General features: G+C 62.7%; 14 protein-coding genes. 6 read left to right on the forward strand and 8 right to left on the reverse strand.

Translation table 11 applies throughout. From position 1 onward, the window contains the following. The first annotated feature begins 114 nt into the window (after nucleotides 1-114). The 3 genes from dksA to CUR33_RS11345 all read left to right on the forward strand — a co-directional run bounded on the left by dksA (nucleotide 115) and on the right by CUR33_RS11345 (nucleotide 10,324). Nucleotides 115-558 (forward strand): RNA polymerase-binding protein DksA, encoded by a 444-nt coding sequence (dksA, locus tag CUR33_RS11335; protein ID WP_090251641.1) that lies wholly within the window; start codon nucleotides 115-117, stop codon nucleotides 556-558. Nucleotides 559-618: 60 nt separating this feature from the next. After that, entirely contained in the window at nucleotides 619-1,506 is an 888-nt protein-coding gene (gene gluQRS / locus CUR33_RS11340) for a tRNA glutamyl-Q(34) synthetase GluQRS (protein ID WP_289239692.1), read from the forward strand. A 304-nt stretch (nucleotides 1,507-1,810) separates the two neighbouring features. Continuing rightward, nucleotides 1,811-10,324, forward strand: coding sequence for a GH36-type glycosyl hydrolase domain-containing protein (locus CUR33_RS11345; protein WP_289239693.1), 8,514 nt, complete (start codon nucleotides 1,811-1,813; stop codon nucleotides 10,322-10,324). Here CUR33_RS11345 and CUR33_RS11350 read toward each other — a convergent pair. The 3 genes from CUR33_RS11350 to pgm form a co-directional block, all read right to left on the reverse strand. Further along, the gene (locus CUR33_RS11350) at nucleotides 10,319-10,684 is read right to left on the reverse strand and encodes a winged helix-turn-helix domain-containing protein (protein ID WP_289239694.1); all 366 of its coding nucleotides are present in this window, start codon (nucleotides 10,682-10,684) and stop codon (nucleotides 10,319-10,321) included. The genes CUR33_RS11345 and CUR33_RS11350 overlap by 6 nt on opposite strands. Before the next feature lie 108 nt (nucleotides 10,685-10,792). Next, nucleotides 10,793-10,951: a DUF3309 family protein gene (locus CUR33_RS11355; RefSeq protein WP_090251631.1), complete on the reverse strand. Its 159-nt coding sequence runs from the start codon at nucleotides 10,949-10,951 to the stop codon at nucleotides 10,793-10,795. Between the two features lie 125 nt (nucleotides 10,952-11,076). Continuing rightward, nucleotides 11,077-12,729 (reverse strand): phosphoglucomutase (alpha-D-glucose-1,6-bisphosphate-dependent), encoded by a 1,653-nt coding sequence (gene pgm, locus CUR33_RS11360; protein WP_289239695.1) that lies wholly within the window; start codon nucleotides 12,727-12,729, stop codon nucleotides 11,077-11,079. 393 nt (nucleotides 12,730-13,122) lie between these two features. On the opposite strand from pgm, the gene CUR33_RS11365 reads away from it, so the two are divergent. Both CUR33_RS11365 and CUR33_RS11370 read left to right on the forward strand, forming a co-directional pair. Then, nucleotides 13,123-13,422, forward strand: coding sequence for a hypothetical protein (locus CUR33_RS11365; RefSeq protein WP_289239696.1), 300 nt, complete (start codon nucleotides 13,123-13,125; stop codon nucleotides 13,420-13,422). A 101-nt stretch (nucleotides 13,423-13,523) separates the two neighbouring features. Next, nucleotides 13,524-15,650: a putative bifunctional diguanylate cyclase/phosphodiesterase gene (locus CUR33_RS11370; RefSeq protein ID WP_289239697.1), complete on the forward strand. Its 2,127-nt coding sequence runs from the start codon at nucleotides 13,524-13,526 to the stop codon at nucleotides 15,648-15,650. On the opposite strand, the gene CUR33_RS11375 is transcribed toward CUR33_RS11370, so the two are convergent. Both CUR33_RS11375 and CUR33_RS11380 read right to left on the reverse strand, forming a co-directional pair. Then, on the reverse strand, nucleotides 15,647-16,351 hold the full coding sequence (locus CUR33_RS11375; protein ID WP_160088213.1) for a Crp/Fnr family transcriptional regulator: 705 nt from the start codon (nucleotides 16,349-16,351) through the stop codon (nucleotides 15,647-15,649). The genes CUR33_RS11370 and CUR33_RS11375 overlap by 4 nt on opposite strands. Before the next feature lie 175 nt (nucleotides 16,352-16,526). Further along, the gene (locus CUR33_RS11380) at nucleotides 16,527-17,231 is read right to left on the reverse strand and encodes a Crp/Fnr family transcriptional regulator (RefSeq protein WP_160088215.1); all 705 of its coding nucleotides are present in this window, start codon (nucleotides 17,229-17,231) and stop codon (nucleotides 16,527-16,529) included. 249 nt (nucleotides 17,232-17,480) lie between these two features. On the opposite strand from CUR33_RS11380, the gene CUR33_RS11385 reads away from it, so the two are divergent. Continuing rightward, nucleotides 17,481-18,014 carry a hypothetical protein gene (locus tag CUR33_RS11385; RefSeq protein ID WP_289239698.1) on the forward strand — a complete coding sequence of 178 codons (534 nt, stop codon included), beginning with the start codon at nucleotides 17,481-17,483 and terminating at the stop codon, nucleotides 18,012-18,014. A gap of 32 nt (nucleotides 18,015-18,046) precedes the next feature. Here the strand turns inward: CUR33_RS11385 and CUR33_RS11390 are convergent, their stop codons facing one another. Genes CUR33_RS11390 through CUR33_RS11400 form a run of 3 tightly spaced genes read right to left on the reverse strand, consistent with a single transcriptional unit; the run spans nucleotide 18,047 to nucleotide 20,006 of the window. After that, complete coding sequence (locus tag CUR33_RS11390) at nucleotides 18,047-18,280, reverse strand: anti-sigma factor family protein (RefSeq protein ID WP_090251613.1); 234 nt, start codon at nucleotides 18,278-18,280, stop codon at nucleotides 18,047-18,049. Next, nucleotides 18,274-18,885 carry an RNA polymerase sigma factor gene (locus CUR33_RS11395; RefSeq protein ID WP_289239699.1) on the reverse strand — a complete coding sequence of 204 codons (612 nt, stop codon included), beginning with the start codon at nucleotides 18,883-18,885 and terminating at the stop codon, nucleotides 18,274-18,276. The genes CUR33_RS11390 and CUR33_RS11395 overlap by 7 nt, the downstream gene beginning before the upstream one ends. Then, nucleotides 18,885-20,006, reverse strand: coding sequence for a beta-ketoacyl-ACP synthase III (locus tag CUR33_RS11400; protein WP_289239769.1), 1,122 nt, complete (start codon nucleotides 20,004-20,006; stop codon nucleotides 18,885-18,887). The genes CUR33_RS11395 and CUR33_RS11400 overlap by 1 nt, the downstream gene beginning before the upstream one ends. Nucleotides 20,007-20,193 lie beyond the last annotated feature (187 nt).

Raw genomic sequence — 20,193 nt, forward strand, 5'->3', positions numbered from 1 at the left:
GTTGTTCTGGTAAGTTCGCCCGCTTGCAGCCGCAGGGCCAGTTCTACGCGACGTAGGATCGGCAAGGGACACCGTCCTGCGCAGTGGATTAGAGAGAGTGAGAGGCGGTCATCCATGCCCACCAAAGCAAAAGCAAAAAGCAGCCAACTGACTCGTGGTTTTGAGCCCTATAAAGAAACAAAGGGCGAGGAATACATGGGTGAGCCGATGCGCGCCCACTTCACCGGCATCCTCAACAAGTGGAAGCTGGAATTGATGCAGGAAGTTGATCGTACTGTGCACCACATGCAGGACGAAGCAGCCAACTTCCCCGATCCAGCGGACCGCGCCAGCCAGGAAGAAGAATTCAGCCTGGAACTGCGTGCCCGTGATCGCGAGCGCAAGCTGATCAAGAAGATCGACGAAACCCTGCAACTGATCGAAGACAACGACTACGGCTGGTGCGATTCCTGCGGCGTAGAAATCGGCATCCGCCGACTGGAAGCACGCCCCACCGCCACCCTTTGCATCGATTGCAAAACCCTGGCGGAAATCAAAGAAAAACAGATCGGTTCCTGATCTGACCCAGAGGGTGCTTCGGCACCCTCTGTTGTTTCTGCCTCCCTGTGTGTGCCAGACATGAACACACCTGCTTATATCGGCCGCTTCGCCCCCACCCCGAGCGGTTACCTGCACTTCGGTTCACTGGTCGCCGCCCTTGCGTCCTACCTTGACGCACGCGCGGTAAATGGTCGCTGGCTGCTGCGTATGGAAGACCTCGACCCGCCACGCGAAGTCGCCGGCGCCCAAAAAGGCATTCTCAGCACTCTCGAAGGCTATGGCTTCGAATGGGATGGCGAACTGGTGCGCCAGAGTAATCGTCACGGCGAGTACGCTGCACTGGTCGAACGTCTGCTCAGCCAGGGCCTGGCCTACGCCTGCACCTGCTCACGCAAGCAACTGGAAGGCACTCAGGGCATCTACCCTGGCACTTGCCGCAATGCCGGCCACGGCTTTGCCGATGCGGCGATTCGCCTGCGCGTGCCGGAGCTGACTTACCACTTTGTCGACCGCGTACAAGGCGACTACCGCCAGCACCTGGGCCGCGAGGTCGGTGACTTTGTGATTCGCCGCCGCGATGGCCTGTATGCCTACCAACTGGCTGTGGTGCTCGACGATGCCTGGCAGGGCATCACAGATATAGTGCGCGGCGCAGACCTGCTCGACTCCACACCGCGCCAGCTGTACCTGCAGGAGCTGCTTGGCTTTTCGCAACCGCGCTATCTGCATGTACCGCTGATTATCCAGCCCGATGGCCACAAGCTCGGCAAATCCTACCGCTCGCCACCGCTACCGGCCGATCAGGCCACTCCACTGCTGATTCGCGCCCTGCGTGCGCTTGGCCAGCCGTTGCCGGACGGCGCCCCCCATGGCCAGCCTGCCGAACTGCTGCGCTGGGCCAGCCAGCACTGGGATGCATCGCTTATTCCGCGCAGCCTGACCCTCGCCGAAGCCCAACTTCGCTAAACGTCGACACATTTGTGCCTATGTCCGCTAGCGAACAGACGCCAGCCAGCAGCGTGCTGTAGGGTGACGACAATGCTGCGACAGCATTCTTCCCGATGGTGCAGGTTTACTTCGCCATCGCGGTACCCGGGTCTTGGGTGTTGACCGGACACACCAGCGTCTGCGGCCAATATGCAAAATCAGCACGGCGAAGCAACAGGGGCAAGGCAATCGTGACTTCGTAGGTCCGCTGTCGCGGTTTCTCAGATGGGCCTCGCACCTCGACGCCCATCGCGCATGCCAATGATGGCTGGAACCGCGCCCTATGACCTCCGTCTTTTCTGCTCTATTCAGCCATGCCGCTGCACCCTCGCCATGGCTTGATCACGCCCCGGTACGCGAAGAACTGTTCGGCATCGAACGCCTCGAACAACACGCCTACACCCTGGCCGCTGCCCAACCGATCAGCAGCAAGCCGCCCGCCGTGCTGTCCTTGCATCGCCGGCTGAACGACAACGCCAAGGTATTGCTTGCGGCCTACCGCGCCAGTGCTGCGGAACTGGCCAACGGCCGTGGCGTGGTACCGGCAGCCGAGTGGCTGCTGGACAACTATCACCTGGTTGAAGAGCAGATTCGCGAGATCCGCGATGACCTGCCGCCGGGCTATTACCGCCAACTGCCGAAACTCGCCAGCGGTCCCTTTGCCGGTTATCCACGGGTACTGGGCATGGCCTGGGCGTTTATCGCCCACACCGACAGCCACTTCGACCCGGACATCCTGCAGCGCTTCATCGTCGCCTATCAGCAGGTGCAACCGCTGACCATCGGCGAGCTGTGGGCCGTGGCGATCACCCTACGCATCGTGCTGATCGAGAACCTGCGCCGCCTCGCAGACCAGATGACCGCCGGGCGCAGCGCACGGGCCGACGCCGACGCCCTGGCCAGCCGCCTGCTGGGTAAAGATGCCCCGCACGCGGCGCTCGACAGGGAACTGCACGAGCGCGCCCGCACCGCGTTGAGCGAGCCGTTTGCCGCACAACTGGCCAAGCGCCTACGTGACCATGACCCGCTCACCACACCGGCACTGGGCTGGCTGGAAGAGCGCCTCGGCGCGCAGGGCAGCAGCATCGATGAAGTGGTGCAGCATGCGCAGCAGCGCCAGGGCGCGTCCAACCTTACGGTACGCAACATCATCAACAGCATGCGCCTGATTTCCTCCATCGACTGGGCGCAGCTATTCGAGAACGTCAGCCTGGTGGATGCCCGCCTGGGCGCACGCAGCGATTTTGCCGCGATGGATTTTGCCACCCGCAACCAGTACCGCAGCGCCATCGAGCAACTGGCCCGTGGCAGTCGCTGCAGCGAACTGGAAGTTGCCGAACAAGCGCTGCTGGCTACACAGCAGGCCAGTGCAACCCAGAACGCAGATCCGCGCACAAGCGACCCCGGCTACCACCTGATCGCCGAAGGCCGCCTGGCGCTGGAGCAGCGCATCGATTTTCGTCCGCCGCTGCGCCTGCGCATCAGCCGTGGCCATATCCACCTCGGTATGACCGGCTACGTCGGCGCCATCGTTGGCCTGGCCAGCCTGCTACTGGGTCTGGCGCTGTACAGCCTGGCTAGCCAGGGCGTCACGGCCGGCTGGCTGCTGGCGCTGGGTGTGCTGGGCTTTCTGCCGGCCACTGAAGTGGCCACCGCGCTGGTCAATCGCGCGGTCAGTTCCAGCTTTGGCGCCATGGGCCTGCCGGGACTGGAACTGAGCGAAGGGGTGCCCAGCAGCCTGCGCACGCTGATTGCCGTACCGACCCTGCTCGGCAGCGAGGCTGATCTGTTGGAGCAGATCGAGCGTCTGGAGGTGCATCACCTGGCTGGGCATGGCGGCGACCTGACCTTCGCCCTGCTCACCGATGGCCTGGATGCCGACCAGGAGCACCTGGCCAGCGACGACGCCCTGCTGCAACTGGCCAGCGCCGCCATCGACCAGCTCAACCAGCGCTACGGGCCTGGTATCGCCGGCAGTCGCTTTCTCCTGTTGCACCGCCGGCGGCAGTTCAACTCCAGTGAAAACGTCTGGATGGGCTGGGAACGCAAGCGCGGCAAGCTGCATGAACTCAATCGTTTGTTGCGCGGTGCCACTGACACCAGCTTTACCCCGGTGCCTGGGCTAAGCCAGCGCGTACCGGACGCGGTGCGCTACGTCATCACCCTGGACGCCGACACCCGCCTGCCCCGCGATGCCGCGCTGCGTCTGATCGGCAAGATGGCCCACCCGCTGAACCAACTGCGTTTCAACACCGAGCTACAACGGGTGGTCGGCGGCTACGCGATTCTGCAACCCCGGGTGACCCCATCACTGCCGTTGCAGCGCGAAGGCTCGCTGTACCAGAAGGTGTTTTCCAGTCCCGGCGGCATGGACCCCTACGCTGCAGCCGTGTCCGATGTGTATCAGGACCTGTTCGGCGAAGGCTCCTTTACCGGCAAGGGCATCTACGACATCGACGCCTTTGAGGCCGCGCTGGCAGGCCGGGTCAGGGAAAACAGCCTGCTCAGCCATGACCTGTTTGAAGGCGTCTTCGCTCGCGCCGGCCTGGCTTCGGATGTGGAAGTGGTCGAGGAATTCCCCTCGCGCTACGACGTTGCCAGCAAGCGTCAGCACCGCTGGACGCGGGGCGACTGGCAGCTGCTGCCATGGATTTTCGGGCCGCTACACGGCAAACCGGCACTGCCGAGCATCGGCCGCTGGAAGATGCTCGACAACCTGCGCCGCTCCCTGCTGGCACCGGCCACCTTGGCAGCGCTGGGCCTGAGCTGGTTGCTGCCCCTGCCGGCAGCGCTGAGCGCCAGCCTGTTGCTGATTGCCAGCCTGCTGATCCCCGCCTTACTGCCACTGTGCTTCGGCCTGCTGCCGGCACGCGCCGGTATTCGCTGGCGCAGCCACCTCGGCAAACTGCGCGATGACCTGCTGTTGGCCCTGCTGCAAAGCGCGCTGAACCTGACATTCCTCGCCGACCAGAGCTGGCGCATGCTCGATGCGATCAGCCGTACCCTGACCCGCCTGCTGATCACCCGGCGTAACCTGCTGGAATGGACCACCGCCGCGCAGGCGGCGATCAGCCCGCGCTTGAAACTGCTGGGTTTCTACTGCGGCATGGCCGGCGGCACTGTACTAGGTCTACTGCTGTGCGCTCTGGCCGTGCTTTGGTCACCGGCCATCTGGCCGCTGGTGCTGCCTTTCGCCCTGCTCTGGCTTAGCGCGCCGGCAATTGCCATGCTGGTCAGTCGTTCGCCACGCATAGCCAAACGCCTGCTGATCGACCCGACGCAACGCAACGAGCTACGCCTGATTGCCCGGCGTACCTGGCGCTTCTTCGAAACCTTCGTCACCCCAGCCGACAACCAGCTGCCACCGGATAACTTTCAGGAAGATCCCAAGCCGGTTATTGCCCACCGCACCTCACCCACCAATATGGGCCTGTACCTGCTCTCTGCCATTGCCTCACGTGATTTCGGCTGGGCCGGCACCGAGCGCACCATTACCCGCCTGCAGGCCACGCTGGCAGTCATGGCGCAGTTGCAGCGCCATCGCGGGCACTTCTTCAACTGGTACGACACCGAGGATTTGCGCCCGTTGGCGCCGGCCTATGTGTCATCAGTGGACAGCGGCAACCTAGCCGGCCACCTACTGGTGGTGGCCAATGCCTGCGAAGAATGGCTGAAAGCCCCCGTAAGTGCGGACGCCCGCCAGGGTATCGACGACAACCTGCAACTGGCCCGCACCGCGCTGGCGGCGCTGGCGGCCCTGCCGACTGCCAGTAGCGAACGCAGCCAACAACTGCACGAATTACTGCAACAGATCGAAGCCGACCTGAATGGCGCGCAGCCGCTGTTTAGCTTGCTGCCAGCCCTGCTGCGCCTGAGTGACAAAGCCACGCAGCTGGCCAGCGGCTTCGCCCCACTCGACACGGATAACCAGGCCGGGGAACTGCTGTTCTGGCTGCAGGCCCTCACCCAGGCCCTGGGCGATCTGCAGCAGGATACCGAGCTGACGGATAGCCAACGCACAACCCTGCACGACGCGCTGCGCAGCGTCGCCGAGCAGGCACGCAACATGGCCCTGGACATGGATTTCGCTTTCCTGCTGGAACCGGAACGCAAGCTACTGTCGATTGGCTTCTGCCTGGCTGACAACAGCCTGGACAGCAGCTGCTATGACCTGCTCGCCTCGGAAGCGCGCCTGGCCAGCCTGTTCGCCATCGCCAAGGGCGATGTCAGCACCCGTCACTGGTTCCGCCTGGGCCGCACCGCCACGCCACTGGGCAGCGGCTCGGCACTGATTTCCTGGTCCGGCTCGATGTTCGAATACCTGATGCCCTCGCTGGTGATGCGCGCGCCGGCCGGCAGCCTGCTGGAGCAGACCAACCGCCTGGTGGTCGCGCGTCAGGCCGCCTATGGCAATGATTTGGGCATCCCCTGGGGGATTTCCGAATCGGCCTACAACGCCCGCGACATGGAGCAGACCTACCAGTATTCCAACTTCGGCGTACCGGGCCTGGGCCTCAAGCGCGGCTTGTCCGCCAACCGGGTGATTGCCCCCTACGCCACCGGTCTAGCGACCATGGTCGACCCGCAAGGCGCCCTGGCTAACTACCGCCGCCTGAATGAAATGGGCGCCCTGGGCCGTTATGGTTTCTATGAAGCGCTGGATTTCACCCGCACCCGCCTGCCGGATGAGCAACCCTTCGCCATCGTGCGCAATTTTATGGCCCACCATCAGGGCATGAGCATCGTCTCCATTGCCAACACCCTGCATGACGGCCAGATGCGGGCGCGCTTCCACCGTGAACCGATGATCCAGGCCTGCGAGCTGCTGTTGCAGGAACGCATGCCACGCAATGTCGCGGTCGCCCATCCGCGCGCCGAAGAAGTCAGCGCCTGCGCCACAGAAGCCGACTGCACGCTGCACAACGAACGCCGACTGAACCACTTCAACGGCAATCCGCCGGTTACTCACCTGCTCAGTAACGGCCGGTACAGCGTGATGCTCACCGCCAGCGGCGCGGGTTACAGCCGCTGGCGCGACATCGCCATCACCCGCTGGCAAGAAGACAGCACCCGCGACTCGCACGGCTCCTTTATCTTTCTCTGGGATACCCTCAATGGCACCCGCTGGTCCCTGGGCGCGCAGCCGAGCAGCAGCAACCCCTATGACGAAGTGGTGTTCGCCGAGGACTACGCCAGCTACAGCCGCCACGACGGCAATCTCACCACCAGCCTGGAAGTGCTGGTATCCGGCGAGGACGACGGTGAAGTGCGCCGCGTCTCGTTGACCAACAGCGGCCGCGTAACGCGGGAGATCGAACTGACCTCCTACGCCGAACTGGTACTGGCCAGCGCCGCCAGCGACAACGCCCACCCGGCGTTCTCCAAGTTGTTTGTGGTCACCGAGTACCTGCCAGCCTTCGGTGCGTTGATTGCCACACGCCGGCCGCGCAGTGCCAGTGAACCGTCGCTGTGGGCCGCGCACTTTGCCGTGATTGAAGGTGAAGTGAGTGCCGAGCCGCAGTACGAGTCCGACCGCGCGAAGTTTCTCGGACGCAGTTGTGCACTGCATGCCGCCGCGGTAATCCGCCAGGGCCAGCGCCTATCGAATACCGTCGGCACGGTGCTGGACCCGATCTTCTCGCTGCGCCAGCGTCTGCTGATCGAACCCGGCAAGATTGCTCGTGTAGCGTTCTGGACTGTGGTGGCGCCTACCCGTGAGGCGCTGCTTGATTTGATCGACAAGCACCACGACCGCAGCGCCTTCGAGCGCGCCAAAACCCTGGCCTGGACCCAGGCCCAGGTGCAATTGCGCCACCTCGACATGCTCGCCGCCGAAGCCGCCGACTTTCAGCGCCTGGCGGCACCAATCCTGTATGCCGACTCGCGTTTTCGCGCACCGCCGGCCAGCCTGCTGCGCGGCCTCGGCAGCCAGTCCGGGCTGTGGTCCCAAGGGATTTCCGGCGACCTGCCGATCGTTCTGCTGCGCATCAGTGACGCCGAAGACATCGCCCAGGTGCGGCAACTGCTGCGCGCCCACGAATACTGGCGGATGAAGCGCCTGGCCGTGGACCTGGTGATCGTCAACGAGCATGCCTCCTCCTACCTACAGGACCTGCAGGTGGCCATTGAAACTGCCGTACGCAGCAGCCAATCACGCCCACGCTTTACCGCCGAACTGGCGCAGGGCGCGGTATTCGTGCTGCGCGCCGACCTGCTCAGCGGTGAATACCGCGAACGCCTGCAGGCCGTCGCCAGGGTGCTGCTGGTGGCGCATCGCGGCCCCATTGCCGAACAACTGGCCCGTATCCCGGCCTGCCCCAGCCCCGTCCCGGCAAGCGCCAGCAACCACAGCGCGCAACCCCTGCCGGTATTCCACGCAGCGCCGCCAAGCCCGCTGGAGTTTGCCAACGGCCAGGGCGGTTTCGATCTGGATGGCCGCGAGTACGTGGTGCGCCTGGACGCCTGGAGCAACACCCCGGCACCGTGGATCAACGTGATCGCCAATCCGCAGTTCGGCTTTCAGGTCTCGGCCGAAGGCAGCGGCTACACCTGGGCCGACAACAGCCGGGAAAACCAGCTCACACCCTGGTCCAACGACCCCGTCAGCGACCCGCCAGGCGAAGCCCTGTATATCCGTGACGAAGACAGCCTGGCGCTGTTCAGTCCCACCGCCCAACCGCTGCGCGACAGCGGCCACTATGAAGCGCGGCATGGCTTTGGTTACAGCCGCTTCAGCCATCAGGCAAGCGGCATTGCCATGGAGCTGCTGCAGTTCGTGCCGCTGGACGACCCGATCAAAATCTCCCGCCTGACCCTGCGTAACCTCTCCGGCCGCCCACGCCGCCTCAGCGTGACCGCCTATGCCGAATGGGTGCTGGGCAGCACGCGGGCAGCCAGCGCGCCGTTTATCGTCAGTCAGCAGGACAGCGCCACCGGTGCCGTTCTGGTCCGCAACCCATGGAGCATCGCCTTTACCGGGCGCAGCGCATTCAGCGACCTGGGCGGCCGGCAAAGCAGCTGGACGGCGGATCGCAGCGAGTTTATCGGGCGTAACGGTAACCTCACGCAACCCGCCGCCCTCGCCCGCCTTGCCCCACTGAGCGGCAGCCTGGGTGCGGGGCTCGATCCCTGCACCGCGCTGCAATGCCAGCTGGAACTGCAGCCAGGGGAAAGCGTGGAAGTGCTCTGGCTCCTCGGCCAATGCGCCAGCGAACAGCAGGCCAGCACCTTGATAACGCAGTACCGCGAGGCCGATCTGGACGCGGTGCTACTCAAGGTGCAAGCGCACTGGCAGCGCGTACTCGGCGCGGTGCAGGTGCAAACGCCAAGCCGCGCCATGGACATCATGCTCAACGGCTGGCTGCTCTATCAGACCCTGGCTTGCCGCGTCTGGGCGCGCTCGGCGTTCTACCAGGCCAGCGGTGCTTACGGCTTCCGCGACCAGTTGCAAGATGGCATGGCGCTGACCTTTGCCAGCCCATCGATCACCCGCGGGCATATCCTGCGCGCCGCCAGCCGTCAGTTTATCGAAGGCGATGTGCAGCACTGGTGGCTGCCGCATTCCGGCCAGGGCGTGCGCACGCGCATCTCCGATGACCGGGTGTGGCTGGCCTACGCCACTGCGCAGTACATCCAGTGCAGCGGCGATGCGGCAATTCTCGATGAGCAATTGGACTTTCTCGAAGGCCCGCTGCTGGCCGCTGGCGAACATGACGCGTTCTTCCAGCCGATGCAGGCCGATGCGCCGGCTTCGCTGTTCGAGCACTGCGCCCGCGGCCTCGACCAGTGCCTGCAACTGACCGGCGAACTGGGCCTGCCGCTGATTGGCGGCGGCGACTGGAACGACGGCATGAACCGCGTTGGCGAGCACGGCAAGGGCGAAAGTGTGTGGCTCGGCTGGTTACTGCTGCGCACCATTGCGCTGTTCACCCCCTACGCCGAGGCGTATGACAGCGCCCGCGTAGCACGCTGGCGCGCACATGCTGAGCAGCTGCGCCTGGCGCTGGAAACCTATGCTTGGGATGGCCAGTGGTACCGCCGCGCGACCTTCGATGACGGCACCTGGCTCGGCTCGGTGCAAAGCAGCGAATGCCGGATCGACTCGATTGCCCAGTCCTGGGCGGTGCTGTCCGCCAGCGCCGATCCGCTGCGGGCGAACATGGCCATGGCTGCCATGCAACGCCAGCTGATTCGCGAGGACGATGGCATCGCCCTGCTGTTCACCCCGCCGTTCGACAAAACCCCGCTGGAGCCTGGCTATATCAAGGGTTATCCGCCGGGCCTGCGCGAGAACGGCGGGCAATACAGCCATGCGGCGATGTGGGCGATTTTGGCGTACTGCCAGCTCGGCTCGGCCAAGCAGGCGTTCGACCTGTTTGATCTGGTCAACCCGATCAACCACGGCAACAGCCCTGAGGCCTGCCAGCGCTACAAGGTCGAGCCTTATGTACTGGCCGCCGATGTTTACGCAGTGGCGCCGCACAATGGGCGCGGCGGTTGGACCTGGTACACCGGCGCAGCCGGCTGGATGCAGCGCGCCGGCGTCGAAGGAATTCTCGGTATTCGCCGCGAGGGTGACTGGCTGTTGCTCAACCCCTGCATCCCTCCCGACTGGCCGGGCTTTAGCGCACGTATCGCCCTGGCTGGCAGCCACTACCAGATTGAGCTGAGCAACCCGGCGCAACGCAGCCAGGGCATTCGCCAAGCCTGGCTGGACGAGCAGCCCATCACTTGCCCGCAAGGGCCATTAAAAGTCGCCCTGGATGGCGCGGCGCATCGCTTGCGGATTGAGTTATAGGTCGCTGTTAGCGGGTGGCTCGGCCAGCAGTTCGGCCAGCTCGTCGCAACCACTCTGCACTGCTGCCAGGGCGGCGGCGCAGAGGGCGCGGTAGCGCTGCAGAATCAGCTCGCCGGTGGCGGTGAGCTGGGTGCCACCGCCCTGCTTGCCGCCGGCCAGGGTGCTGACCAACGGCTGCTTGAAACTGCGGTTCATGGTTTCCACCAACAGCCAGGCGCGCCGATAGGACATGCCCATGGCGCGCGCGGCGGCGCTGATCGAACCGTGCTGGGCGATAGCCGCCAACAGCTCGGCCTTGCCGGGGCCAATGGCAATATCAGAACCGTTATGCAGGCGGATTTTCAGATCAAGACGGTACATGCGGCGACCACAGCGGGGGATACGCTGCGCAGACTAACGCCTGAATCACTCAGGCGAAAGCGGCAAACCACTTGCTGCGCAGCGGCCGTGGGACATGTCAGGTAGCGGTTAAATTCGGCCCATTAACAGCAGCACCAACAGCACCACCACCACGACGCCCAAACCGCCCGTAGGCCCGTAACCCCAGCTTCTGCTGTGTGGCCAGGCCGGTATGGCACCGATCAATAACAGCACAAGCACGATCAATAGAATGGTACCCAGGCTCATGGCGTTCTCCTTGATGAGTTGCAACACGCCGGAACAACAGGTGCCGGCATGGCACCCAAGCGCTGCTTCATCCTGTACGCCACAGCGGCAGGTGTCGGTGCGCTATCGCACCGACGGCGGCCCTGCTATTCGGCGACCAGTGCCCCATCCACGATCTGCTGCGCCTCGCTGAAGATGCGCTGCAGGTGCGCCGCATCGCGGAAGCTCTCGGCGTAGATCTTGTAGATGTCTTCGGTGCCCGACGGCCGCGCGGCGAACCAGCCGCCCTCGCTGATCACCTTGATGCCGCCAATCGCCGCGCCATTGCCCGGCGCCTTGTCGAGCACCTGGGTAACGGCATCACCCGCCAGCTCACGGCTGCTGATCTGCGCGGGCGAGAGTTTGCCCAGGGCTTTTTTCTGCGCAGGCGTGGCCGGCGCATCAACGCGGTCGGCATAAATCGCGCCGAACTCATCGCTCAGGCCCTGGTACAACTCGCCAGGGTCACGCCCGGTTACTGCGGTCATCTCGGCAGCCAGCAGGGCCAACGCGATGCCGTCCTTGTCGGTGGTCCAGACCCTGCCATCACGGCGCAGGAAGGTCGCCCCGGCGCTCTCCTCGCCGCCAAAGCCCAGGGAGCCGTCGAACAGACCGCCGGCAAACCATTTGAAGCCCACCGGCACTTCCTGCATCGGCCGACCCAGGCGCGCAGCGACGCGGTCAATCATCGCGCTGCTCACCAGGGTTTTACCCACCGCTGCTGTGGCGCTCCATTGCGGGCGATGCTGGAACAGGTAATCGATGGCCACACTGAGGAAGTGGTTGGCCGGCAACAGGCCGACGCTTGGCGCAACGATGCCGTGGCGGTCGTAGTCGGTGTCGCAGGCAAAGGCGATGTCGTAGCCGTTCTTCAGGCCGATCAGACGCTGCATGGCATGGCTGGAGGACGGATCCATGCGGATCTGCCCGTCCCAGTCCAGGCTCATAAAGGCGAACTGCGGATCGATAATCTCGCTCACCACGTCCAAATTGAGGCCGTACTGCTCGGCGATGCGGCCCCAGTAATGCACGCCGGCGCCGCCCAGCGGGTCGACACCCAGGCGCAGGCCCGCCGCACGGATCGGGGCGAAGTCGATGACGTTGCCCAGGTCATTCACATAGCTGGCGAGGTAATCGTATTCCTGCACATTGGCCGCCTGCCGCGCCTGCGCCAAAGGCATGCGCTTGACCTCGCGCAGGCCGCCTTCAAGCAGCGCATTGGCGCGGTTCTGCACCCAGGTGGTGATATCGCTGTCAGCCGGCCCGCCGTTGGTGGGGTTGTATTTGAAACCGCCGCTGTCCGGCGGGTTGTGCGAGGGGGTGATGACGATGCCATCGGCCAGGCCCGAGCTGCGGCCCTGGTTGTGCACCAGGATGGCCTGGCTGATTGCCGGCGTCGGGGTGAACTCACCGCCCGCAGAGATCATGGTCTGCACGCCATTGGCCGCCAGCACTTCAATCGCGCTGTCCAGCGCCGGTTGTGACAGCGCATGGGTGTCGGCGCCGATAAACAGCGGACCGCTGATGCCCTGGGCCGCCCGGTAATCACAGATCGCCTGGCTGATCGCCAGTACATGGGCCTGGTTGAAGCTGTAAGCCAGGGAGCTGCCGCGATGCCCGGAGGTGCCGAATGCCACGCGCTGGCTGGCCACGCTCAGGTCCGGCTGCAGATCGTAATAGGCCGCCAGCAGCGCAGTGATATCAGTCAACAGGGACGCAGGTGCCGGCTGACCGGCCAAAGGGTGAATACGCGGGCTCACAACAGGCTCCAAAAATGATCGGACGGTGAAAAGTGCGCCAGTCTAGCAGCCCGACCGGGTAATCCCGAGAGGCTTTATATCGAAGCGCGCTAGGTGCGATAGCGCACTGACAAGTCCCCTGCAAGCAGCGTATCTAATACTCAGCCCCCGTATTTGCGCCCACATGGGACTTGCTCAGAGGTGACCATGGACAGACCAACCCAGCGCCAACCCGCCCCCCACACCCGAACGGCTTGGCCCGCTGATTGGCCATGCTGCGCATCCTGAGCGAAAGCTCACTTAACGGGCAGTAAACCTATTGCAGTTGTCGACGTTAGCGCGGGTCAGCTCGCGGCCGGACGTTGTGCGTTGGAGAAGGCACGTGAGGCACGTCCATGAACAGGGAGAGATGACATGCACAGGCTCGGATACTTCCACGCGATAGCCAGCAGCATCGCCCTGATCCTGCCAGCCTTGCTGGCTGGCAACGCCTCTGCCGAGCTCTTTGCGCCAGAAGTGTTCGGCCGAGCGCCACAGCACGTGACAACCACAGAACCGGCGCCGCGCTACAACCTGCACAACGCCAGGCTGCAACCGGAACCAGAGAATACTGAACTCACCAGCAGCAAGGCGCGTCTACACGACCGCTGGATCAGCCTGCCGGTAAACGCGCCGCAGTACGACCAGCCGCCACCGCCACGGCTGCGCTTTTGAGCGCGCAACCACACAGCACCTCCCACGATGCTTAACGCCATATCGGCAACGCAGGCGCCTCACCCGCACCGCGTAATGTTGTTCAAGGAGGAATAGGCATCATGGCTAATCGCGTTCTGATCATTACCGGCAACAGTGACGACGCCGCGACCTTGGAAGATGTTCTGGATAGAGCCCAGGACGGCCCGTTCCTGATTGAGTGGGTGACCAGCCTGGCGCAGGCCCTGCAGCGCCTGGAAAGCCATCGCAAAGAGCCCATCGACGCGATCATGGTTGATCTCGATCTGCCGGACAGCCAGGGCTTGGCCACCTTCGACCAGCTGTTCGTCCTCGCCTCCAGCATTCCGATCCTCACGCTGAGCACCCTGGAGAATGACCAGCAAACCTGGGACGCCATTCAGCGTGGTGCCCAGGGTTGCCTGTCCAAGGGCCACTTCAACAGTTACCTGGTGCCGCAATCGCTGCGCAATATCATCCAGCGCAAGGCGGTGGAAGAGGCGTTGTTCGTCGAAAAAGCCCGCGCATCACTGACCCTCAACTCGATCAGTGATGCGGTAATCAGTACCGACCTGCAGGGCAACGTCGACTACCTCAACAGCGCCGCCGAACATATGACTGGCTGGCAACTCGACAAAGCCCATGGCCTGCCGATCGATAGCGTGATGCACCTGGTCAACGATAAAAGCCGCGAGGCGGTGGCCAACCCCATCGTCAAGGTGTTGCAGCACGATGAGAGCAAACTGCTGGCGGCCGGCACGATACTGATCCGCCGCGATGGCAGCGAGTCCGCCATCGAAGATTCCGCCGCGCCGATCCATGATTCGGCCGGGCGCCTCAAGGGTGCGGTAATGGTCTTCCACGACATGACCGCCGCCCACGCCATGACCGAAAAGATGGCCCATCTGGCGCAGCATGACGCCCTGACCAACCTGCCCAACCGCGCCTTGCTCAATGACCGCATCAACCAGGCGATCGCTCTGGCCGAGCGCCGCAGCAGCCACCTGGCGGTGCTGTTTCTCGACCTGGATAACTTCAAGCACATCAATGATTCGCTTGGCCACGGCGTCGGCGACCAGCTGCTGCAAGCGGTAGCGCTGCGCTTGAGCGACTGCGTGCGCAGCTCTGACACGGTCAGCCGTTTGGGCGGTGATGAGTTTGTGGTGCTGCTGAGCGAAAGCCACTCGGCCGAAGATGCCGCGCGCACCGCCGAAAAAATCCTCAGTGTCCTGGCCATGAGCCACACCATTGGCCAGCAGCAACTGCACATTACCTCCAGCATCGGCATCAGCACCTACCCCAACGATGCCAGGGATGCCGAAGGCCTGATCAAGAATGCCGACACAGCGATGTACCTGGCCAAGGAAGAAGGCCGCAACAACTACCAGTTTTTCCGCCAGGAGATGAATGTTCACGCAGTTGAACGCCAGTTGATCGAAGCGCACCTGCGCACGGCCATGGAAAACAGCGAATTTATCCTTCACTACCAGCCGAAGATCGACCTGCACAGCGGCAGAATCACCAGCGCCGAAGCGCTTATCCGCTGGCAGCACCCGGCATGGGGCATGATTCTGCCGGCGCGGTTTATTCCGGTGGCCGAAGCCTGCGGGTTGATCGTGCCACTGGGCCGCTGGGTGCTGCTGCAAGCCTGCGCCCAGGCCAAACGCTGGGAGAACTGCGGCTATGCCCTGGATTCGGTGGCGGTGAACATCTCGGCCCTGGAGTTTCGCCGCAAGGACTTTGTCGACAGCGTGGAAAGCGCCCTGAGGGTCACCGGCCTTAAACCCAACAACCTGCAACTGGAGATCACCGAAAGCGTGCTGATGCGCGACGCCCAGGCCAGCGCCACGATCCTGCAGCAGCTGAAGACCCTCGGCGTACAACTGGCGGTGGACGACTTTGGCACCGGTTACTCCAGCCTCAGCTACCTCAACCAGTTCCCCATCGATGTGCTGAAAATTGATCGTTCTTTTGTGCAGGACATCCACAACAGCAACGGCATTATCGTCAGCGCCGTGATCGCCATGGGCAACAGCCTGAAACAGCGAGTAATCGCCGAAGGGATCGAAGAAACCGCGCAGCTGGAGTTCCTGCGCAGCCATCACTGCAGCGAAGGCCAGGGCTTTCTATTCAGCCACCCGGTCAGCGCGGAGCAGTTTGCCAATCTGCTGCGCAGCGGCATCAGCTCGCCGATCAATACGCTTTACCAAACAACGGGCACTCTGGGTTAAAACTGCGCGCGGTAGTCGGCCTGCAGCGCGGCATAACACTCGCAGGCGGCCAGCTCCAACCCGGCGCGATCAAGGATATGAATCTCACCGCGGCTATAGCTGATCAATCCGCGTGCCTGCATGGCTGCGGCGGCAATCGATACACCACTGCGGCGCACGCCAAGCATGTCGGCAAGGTACTCATGGGTCAGGTGAAAATGATCGGCATGCGCACGGTCGTGGGTCATCAGCAGCCAACGCGCCAGACGTGGCTCGATTTCATGGAAATGCGTACAAGCTGCACTCTGCGACAGCTGCGTCATCACCACATACAGGTAGCGCTTGAGCGCACGTAGCAGCGCCGGGCTACTCAACAGCTCCTGCTTGAATAACTGACTGCTGATACGCAAGGCACTGCCCGAACCCTGCACCACCGCGCGCATGGGCGCCTGGCCAATGCCCAGGGCAAGCGTTGCGCCCAGCATGCCTTCATTGCCGATCAGGCCCATCTCCAGCGGCTGATGCCCATCCAGGGTGGTCACCAGCGAGACAAAGCCACTCAGCGGAAAATACACATGGCGAATCGGCTGGTTGGCTTCATGCAACACGTTGCCGAAAACCAGGTCCACAGGTTCGCAGCCATTAAGGAGTTGTTTGCGTTGTTTGCTGGGCAGCCCTTCGATCAGACGGCTGAAGATTTGCAGCGGTGCTTTAACAGACATTCACTTGTCCCGAGCACGACGCTTGCCAAAACATGGCACGACAACGGTGCTTGACGCTATCGCCGCTGCAGTCTGCCTGAGCATTTGGCAAAGCTCTGTGCGCTGCGGCACTCAAGCCAATCCATTAAATGGCTAACCGCGCGCGTAACAGATTGGGGCTTTGGATGCGCTGGCTTTAAGGCAGTAGGCGGTCGGTTTCGCGCTTGACCACGGCGTAACACTCACAGCTCAGGCTTTCCAGCTTGGCGCGATCGAGCACGGTGATCAGCCCGCGACTGTAATCAATTACGCCTTGGCGATGCAGTTTGCCGGCGGCCTCGGTGACGCCCTCGCGGCGCACGCCGAGCATATTGGCGATCAGTTCCTGGGTCATGGCCAGCTTGTTGTCCCTCAACCGATCAAGCGACAACAACAGCCAGCGGCACAGCTGCTGATCAATCGAGTGATGGCGGTTGCACACCGCCGTCTGCGCCATCTGGGTAATCAGCGCCTGGCTGTAGCGCAGCATCAGCTGCAGCATGTCGCCATGCCGGTTGAACTCTTCCTTGAAGCGTTTGCCGAGTACCCGGTAAGCGCTGCCAGCACTTTGTACAAGGGCGCGACTGGTGGTGCTTTCACCGCCCATAAACAGCGCCACACCAATCACCCCGTCATTACCCACCACGGAAATTTCCGCCGACGCACCGCTTTCCATCACATACAGCAGGGACACAATCGAATCGGTGGGAAAGTACACATGCCGCAGGGTATCGCCTGATTCGTAGAGCACCATGCCCAGCGGCATATCCACCAACTCAAGGTGCGGCAACAGGCGCTCCAGCACCTCACCGGGTAAGGTGGCAAGCAGATGGTTTTGTTGGGGATATGGGGCTATGGACATCACTGTCTCCGGTCTTCTTAGGCCTGCTGGCGATTGATGTGCGCTCGCTACAGAGCCTTAACTGCACACGCCAGCATAATCCAATCTGTTTTTTTATCTGTACGGTAGCGTACAGACAGGCTCTATTCCGGGCAGTTATAAGGCAGGTGAAAATGGTCATTTTACGCGTCGACAAAAACGCGCAAATGCAGCGTTTTCAGCCATTTGCGGCTATCCTTGCCGGCCCTTTGATGCCGCAGGATGACCCCAATGAAAGCCCAGCTTGAAGAACTGATCAGCAAAATAAGCTCGGGCTGCATGCTGCCGGAAGAAGTCACGCGCATCGCCGATGAGGCCGCACAGGCCTACGCCGATCCGCAGGCGTTTCTCGCCGCCAACCCGGACATCAATTTCGACGACAGCTTCCCCATTCCGCTGGGCGAATGGGTGGTGGTCGGCAGCCTGCCGGAGACTGTGCTGTTCCAGGCCGACAGCTATGACGCGCTGTTCCAGCAGATCACCGAATCGTTCGGACCAGAGGTGAGCTTTGTGCTCAAAGCCAAGCAACTGGCCAAGGTCGAGCCGCTAAAAGCGCTAAATCGCATTCAGGTGCAACTGTCCAGCCTGTCACCGGAAACCAAGGGTTATGTGTTGCTGGATTTCAGCGAGCCGCTGGATGACGAGCTGCAAGCCGTACTGGTGTACAGCACGGACCTGGCGCGGGTGATGGAGCTGGCAGTGGAAGTCGGCATCTACGCCGCGCCGGCCTATGAAGCACTTAAAGCCGCGCAAGACGCCGAGTAAACGAGAAGTTAGCCAGGCCAACGGCCTGGCGATCAGGAATGGTTGCGACGCAACTCCGCCAGCTTGGCCGCCAAAGCGTCCAGCTCGGCGCTCTGCCCGGGCGGCAGTTGGCGCAGTACCGCCTGACTCAGACGCATCTGTTTGATAAACCGCCGGCAGTGCTGACACATCGCCAGGTGCAAGCGCACGGACATGCGTTTACCCAGGCCCAACTGACCATCAATAAATTCACTGGAGTGGGCCACCAACTCCTTACAACTCAACATTGGCCAGTCTCCTCAAAATGCTCCAAGGTGGCGAATACCTTGAGACGCGCGCGGTGCAGCAGCACCCGCACATTGGAGAGCGAGACCTGCAAAAGATTACAGATTTCTTCCAACTCCAACCCTTCACGCTCACGCAGGTGCAGCACGCTGCCCTGCAGCTCGGACAAGCTGGCCAGGGTTTTCTCCAGGCATTCGCGTAATTCGTCCTCGGCCAGCAGAGCTTCCGGGGAGTCGTGATGCCAGGCATGCGGCGCCAGCAGCCAATGGCCATCCGAGCTGAATCGCTCATCACCAATGCTGCCGTGGGGCGAGGGAATGTCGTCGAGCAGCACTTCACGGCGATTGCCCTTGAGACGGGTTTTCGCGGTGTTGGCGGTGATAGTCAGCAGCCAGGTCTTCAGGCTGGAGCGCGCCTGAAAGCCATCGAGGCTGCGCACCACGGCCAGCCAGGCGTCCTGCACCACTTCATCGGCATTACGGCTGCCAACAATGGCAAAGGCCACCGCGCGCATTGCCCCCTGATAGGTGGCAACCAGCTCGCGGTAGGCCTTCTGCTCGCCTGCCCTCAGACGGGCCAGCAGCGCCTGATCGGCCGGGTAATCCATCAATGCTTACGCAGGATCACGCTACCAATCGAATAACCTGCGCCGAACGAGCTGAGCACACCAAGGGCGCCGTTCGGCAGGTCTTCCTGGTATTTGTGCAGGGCGATCACCGAACCAGCCGAGCTGGTGTTGGCGTAGGTATCGAGAATCACCGGTGCTTCGCCTGGCTCGGCATCGCGGCCAAGCAGCTTGCGTGCGATCAGCAGGTTCATGTTGAGGTTGGCCTGGTGCAGCCAGAAGCGTTTCACATCGCCGACGTTGAGCTTGTTCTCGGCCAGGTGCGCGGCAATCAGCTCGGCAACCATCGGGCAGACATCCTTGAACACCTTGCGCCCTTCCTGAACGAACAGCTTGTCACGGGCACCGACGCCCTCTTCCGCACAGCGGTTGAGGAAGCCGAAGTTGTTGCGGATGTTGTTGCTGAACTGGGTGATCAGCTTGGTGCCGACGATATCGAACTGGTAGTTCGAGGTGGCCTGGTCGGCACGCTCGATGATTACCGCCGTGGCGGCGTCACCGAAGATAAAGTGGCTGTCGCGGTCACGGAAGTTCAGGTGGCCGGTGCAGATTTCCGGGTTGACCATCAGAATCGCGCGGGCCTGGCCCAGCTGCACGCTGTTGGCCGCAGCCTGGATACCGAAGGTGGCGGAGGAACAGGCCACGTTCATGTCATAACCGAAACCCTGGATGCCCAGTGCGGCCTGCACTTCAATCGCCACCGCCGGGTAGGCGCGCTGCAGGTTGGAGCAGGCCACGATCACCCCGTCGATATCGGCGGCAGTCTTGCCGGCACGTGCCATGGCGTCCTTGGCGGCGCCTACGGCCATTTCGCAGAGGATGCCCCAGTCTTCGTTGCTGCGCTCCGGTAGGCGCGGCGCCATGCGCTTGGGATCGAGAATGCCGGCCTTGTCCATGACAAAGCGGCTCTTGATGCCCGAGGCTTTTTCGATGAAGCCGCTGCTCGACTCGCTCAGCGCTTCGACTTCACCGCTGGCAATGGCCGCGGCGTTGTCGGCATTGAATTGCTGGACGAAGGCGTTGAACGACTCGACCAACTCATCGTTGGAAATACTGTTTGCCGGGGTATAGAGGCCGGTACCACTGATCACGACGTTATGCACAGTCATTCCTCTTGTTCTTCGCCGCAGGCAGCGGCCAGTTATGCAATACACCCTGGCAGGCTAGGCCATGGGCAAAAAAACGGCTGACAGGCTCAGCAAACTCGATCCATGAAACGTCCTGTTACGAGCCTTGGAGTTTGCCACAGCCTGGGGTGCTTCGTCCGCTCAGCACGTCTGGGACCTGCAA

It is taken from the genome of Pseudomonas sp. FEMGT703P, assembly GCF_002786345.1.
GTDB lineage: Bacteria > Pseudomonadota > Gammaproteobacteria > Pseudomonadales > Pseudomonadaceae > Aquipseudomonas > Aquipseudomonas peli.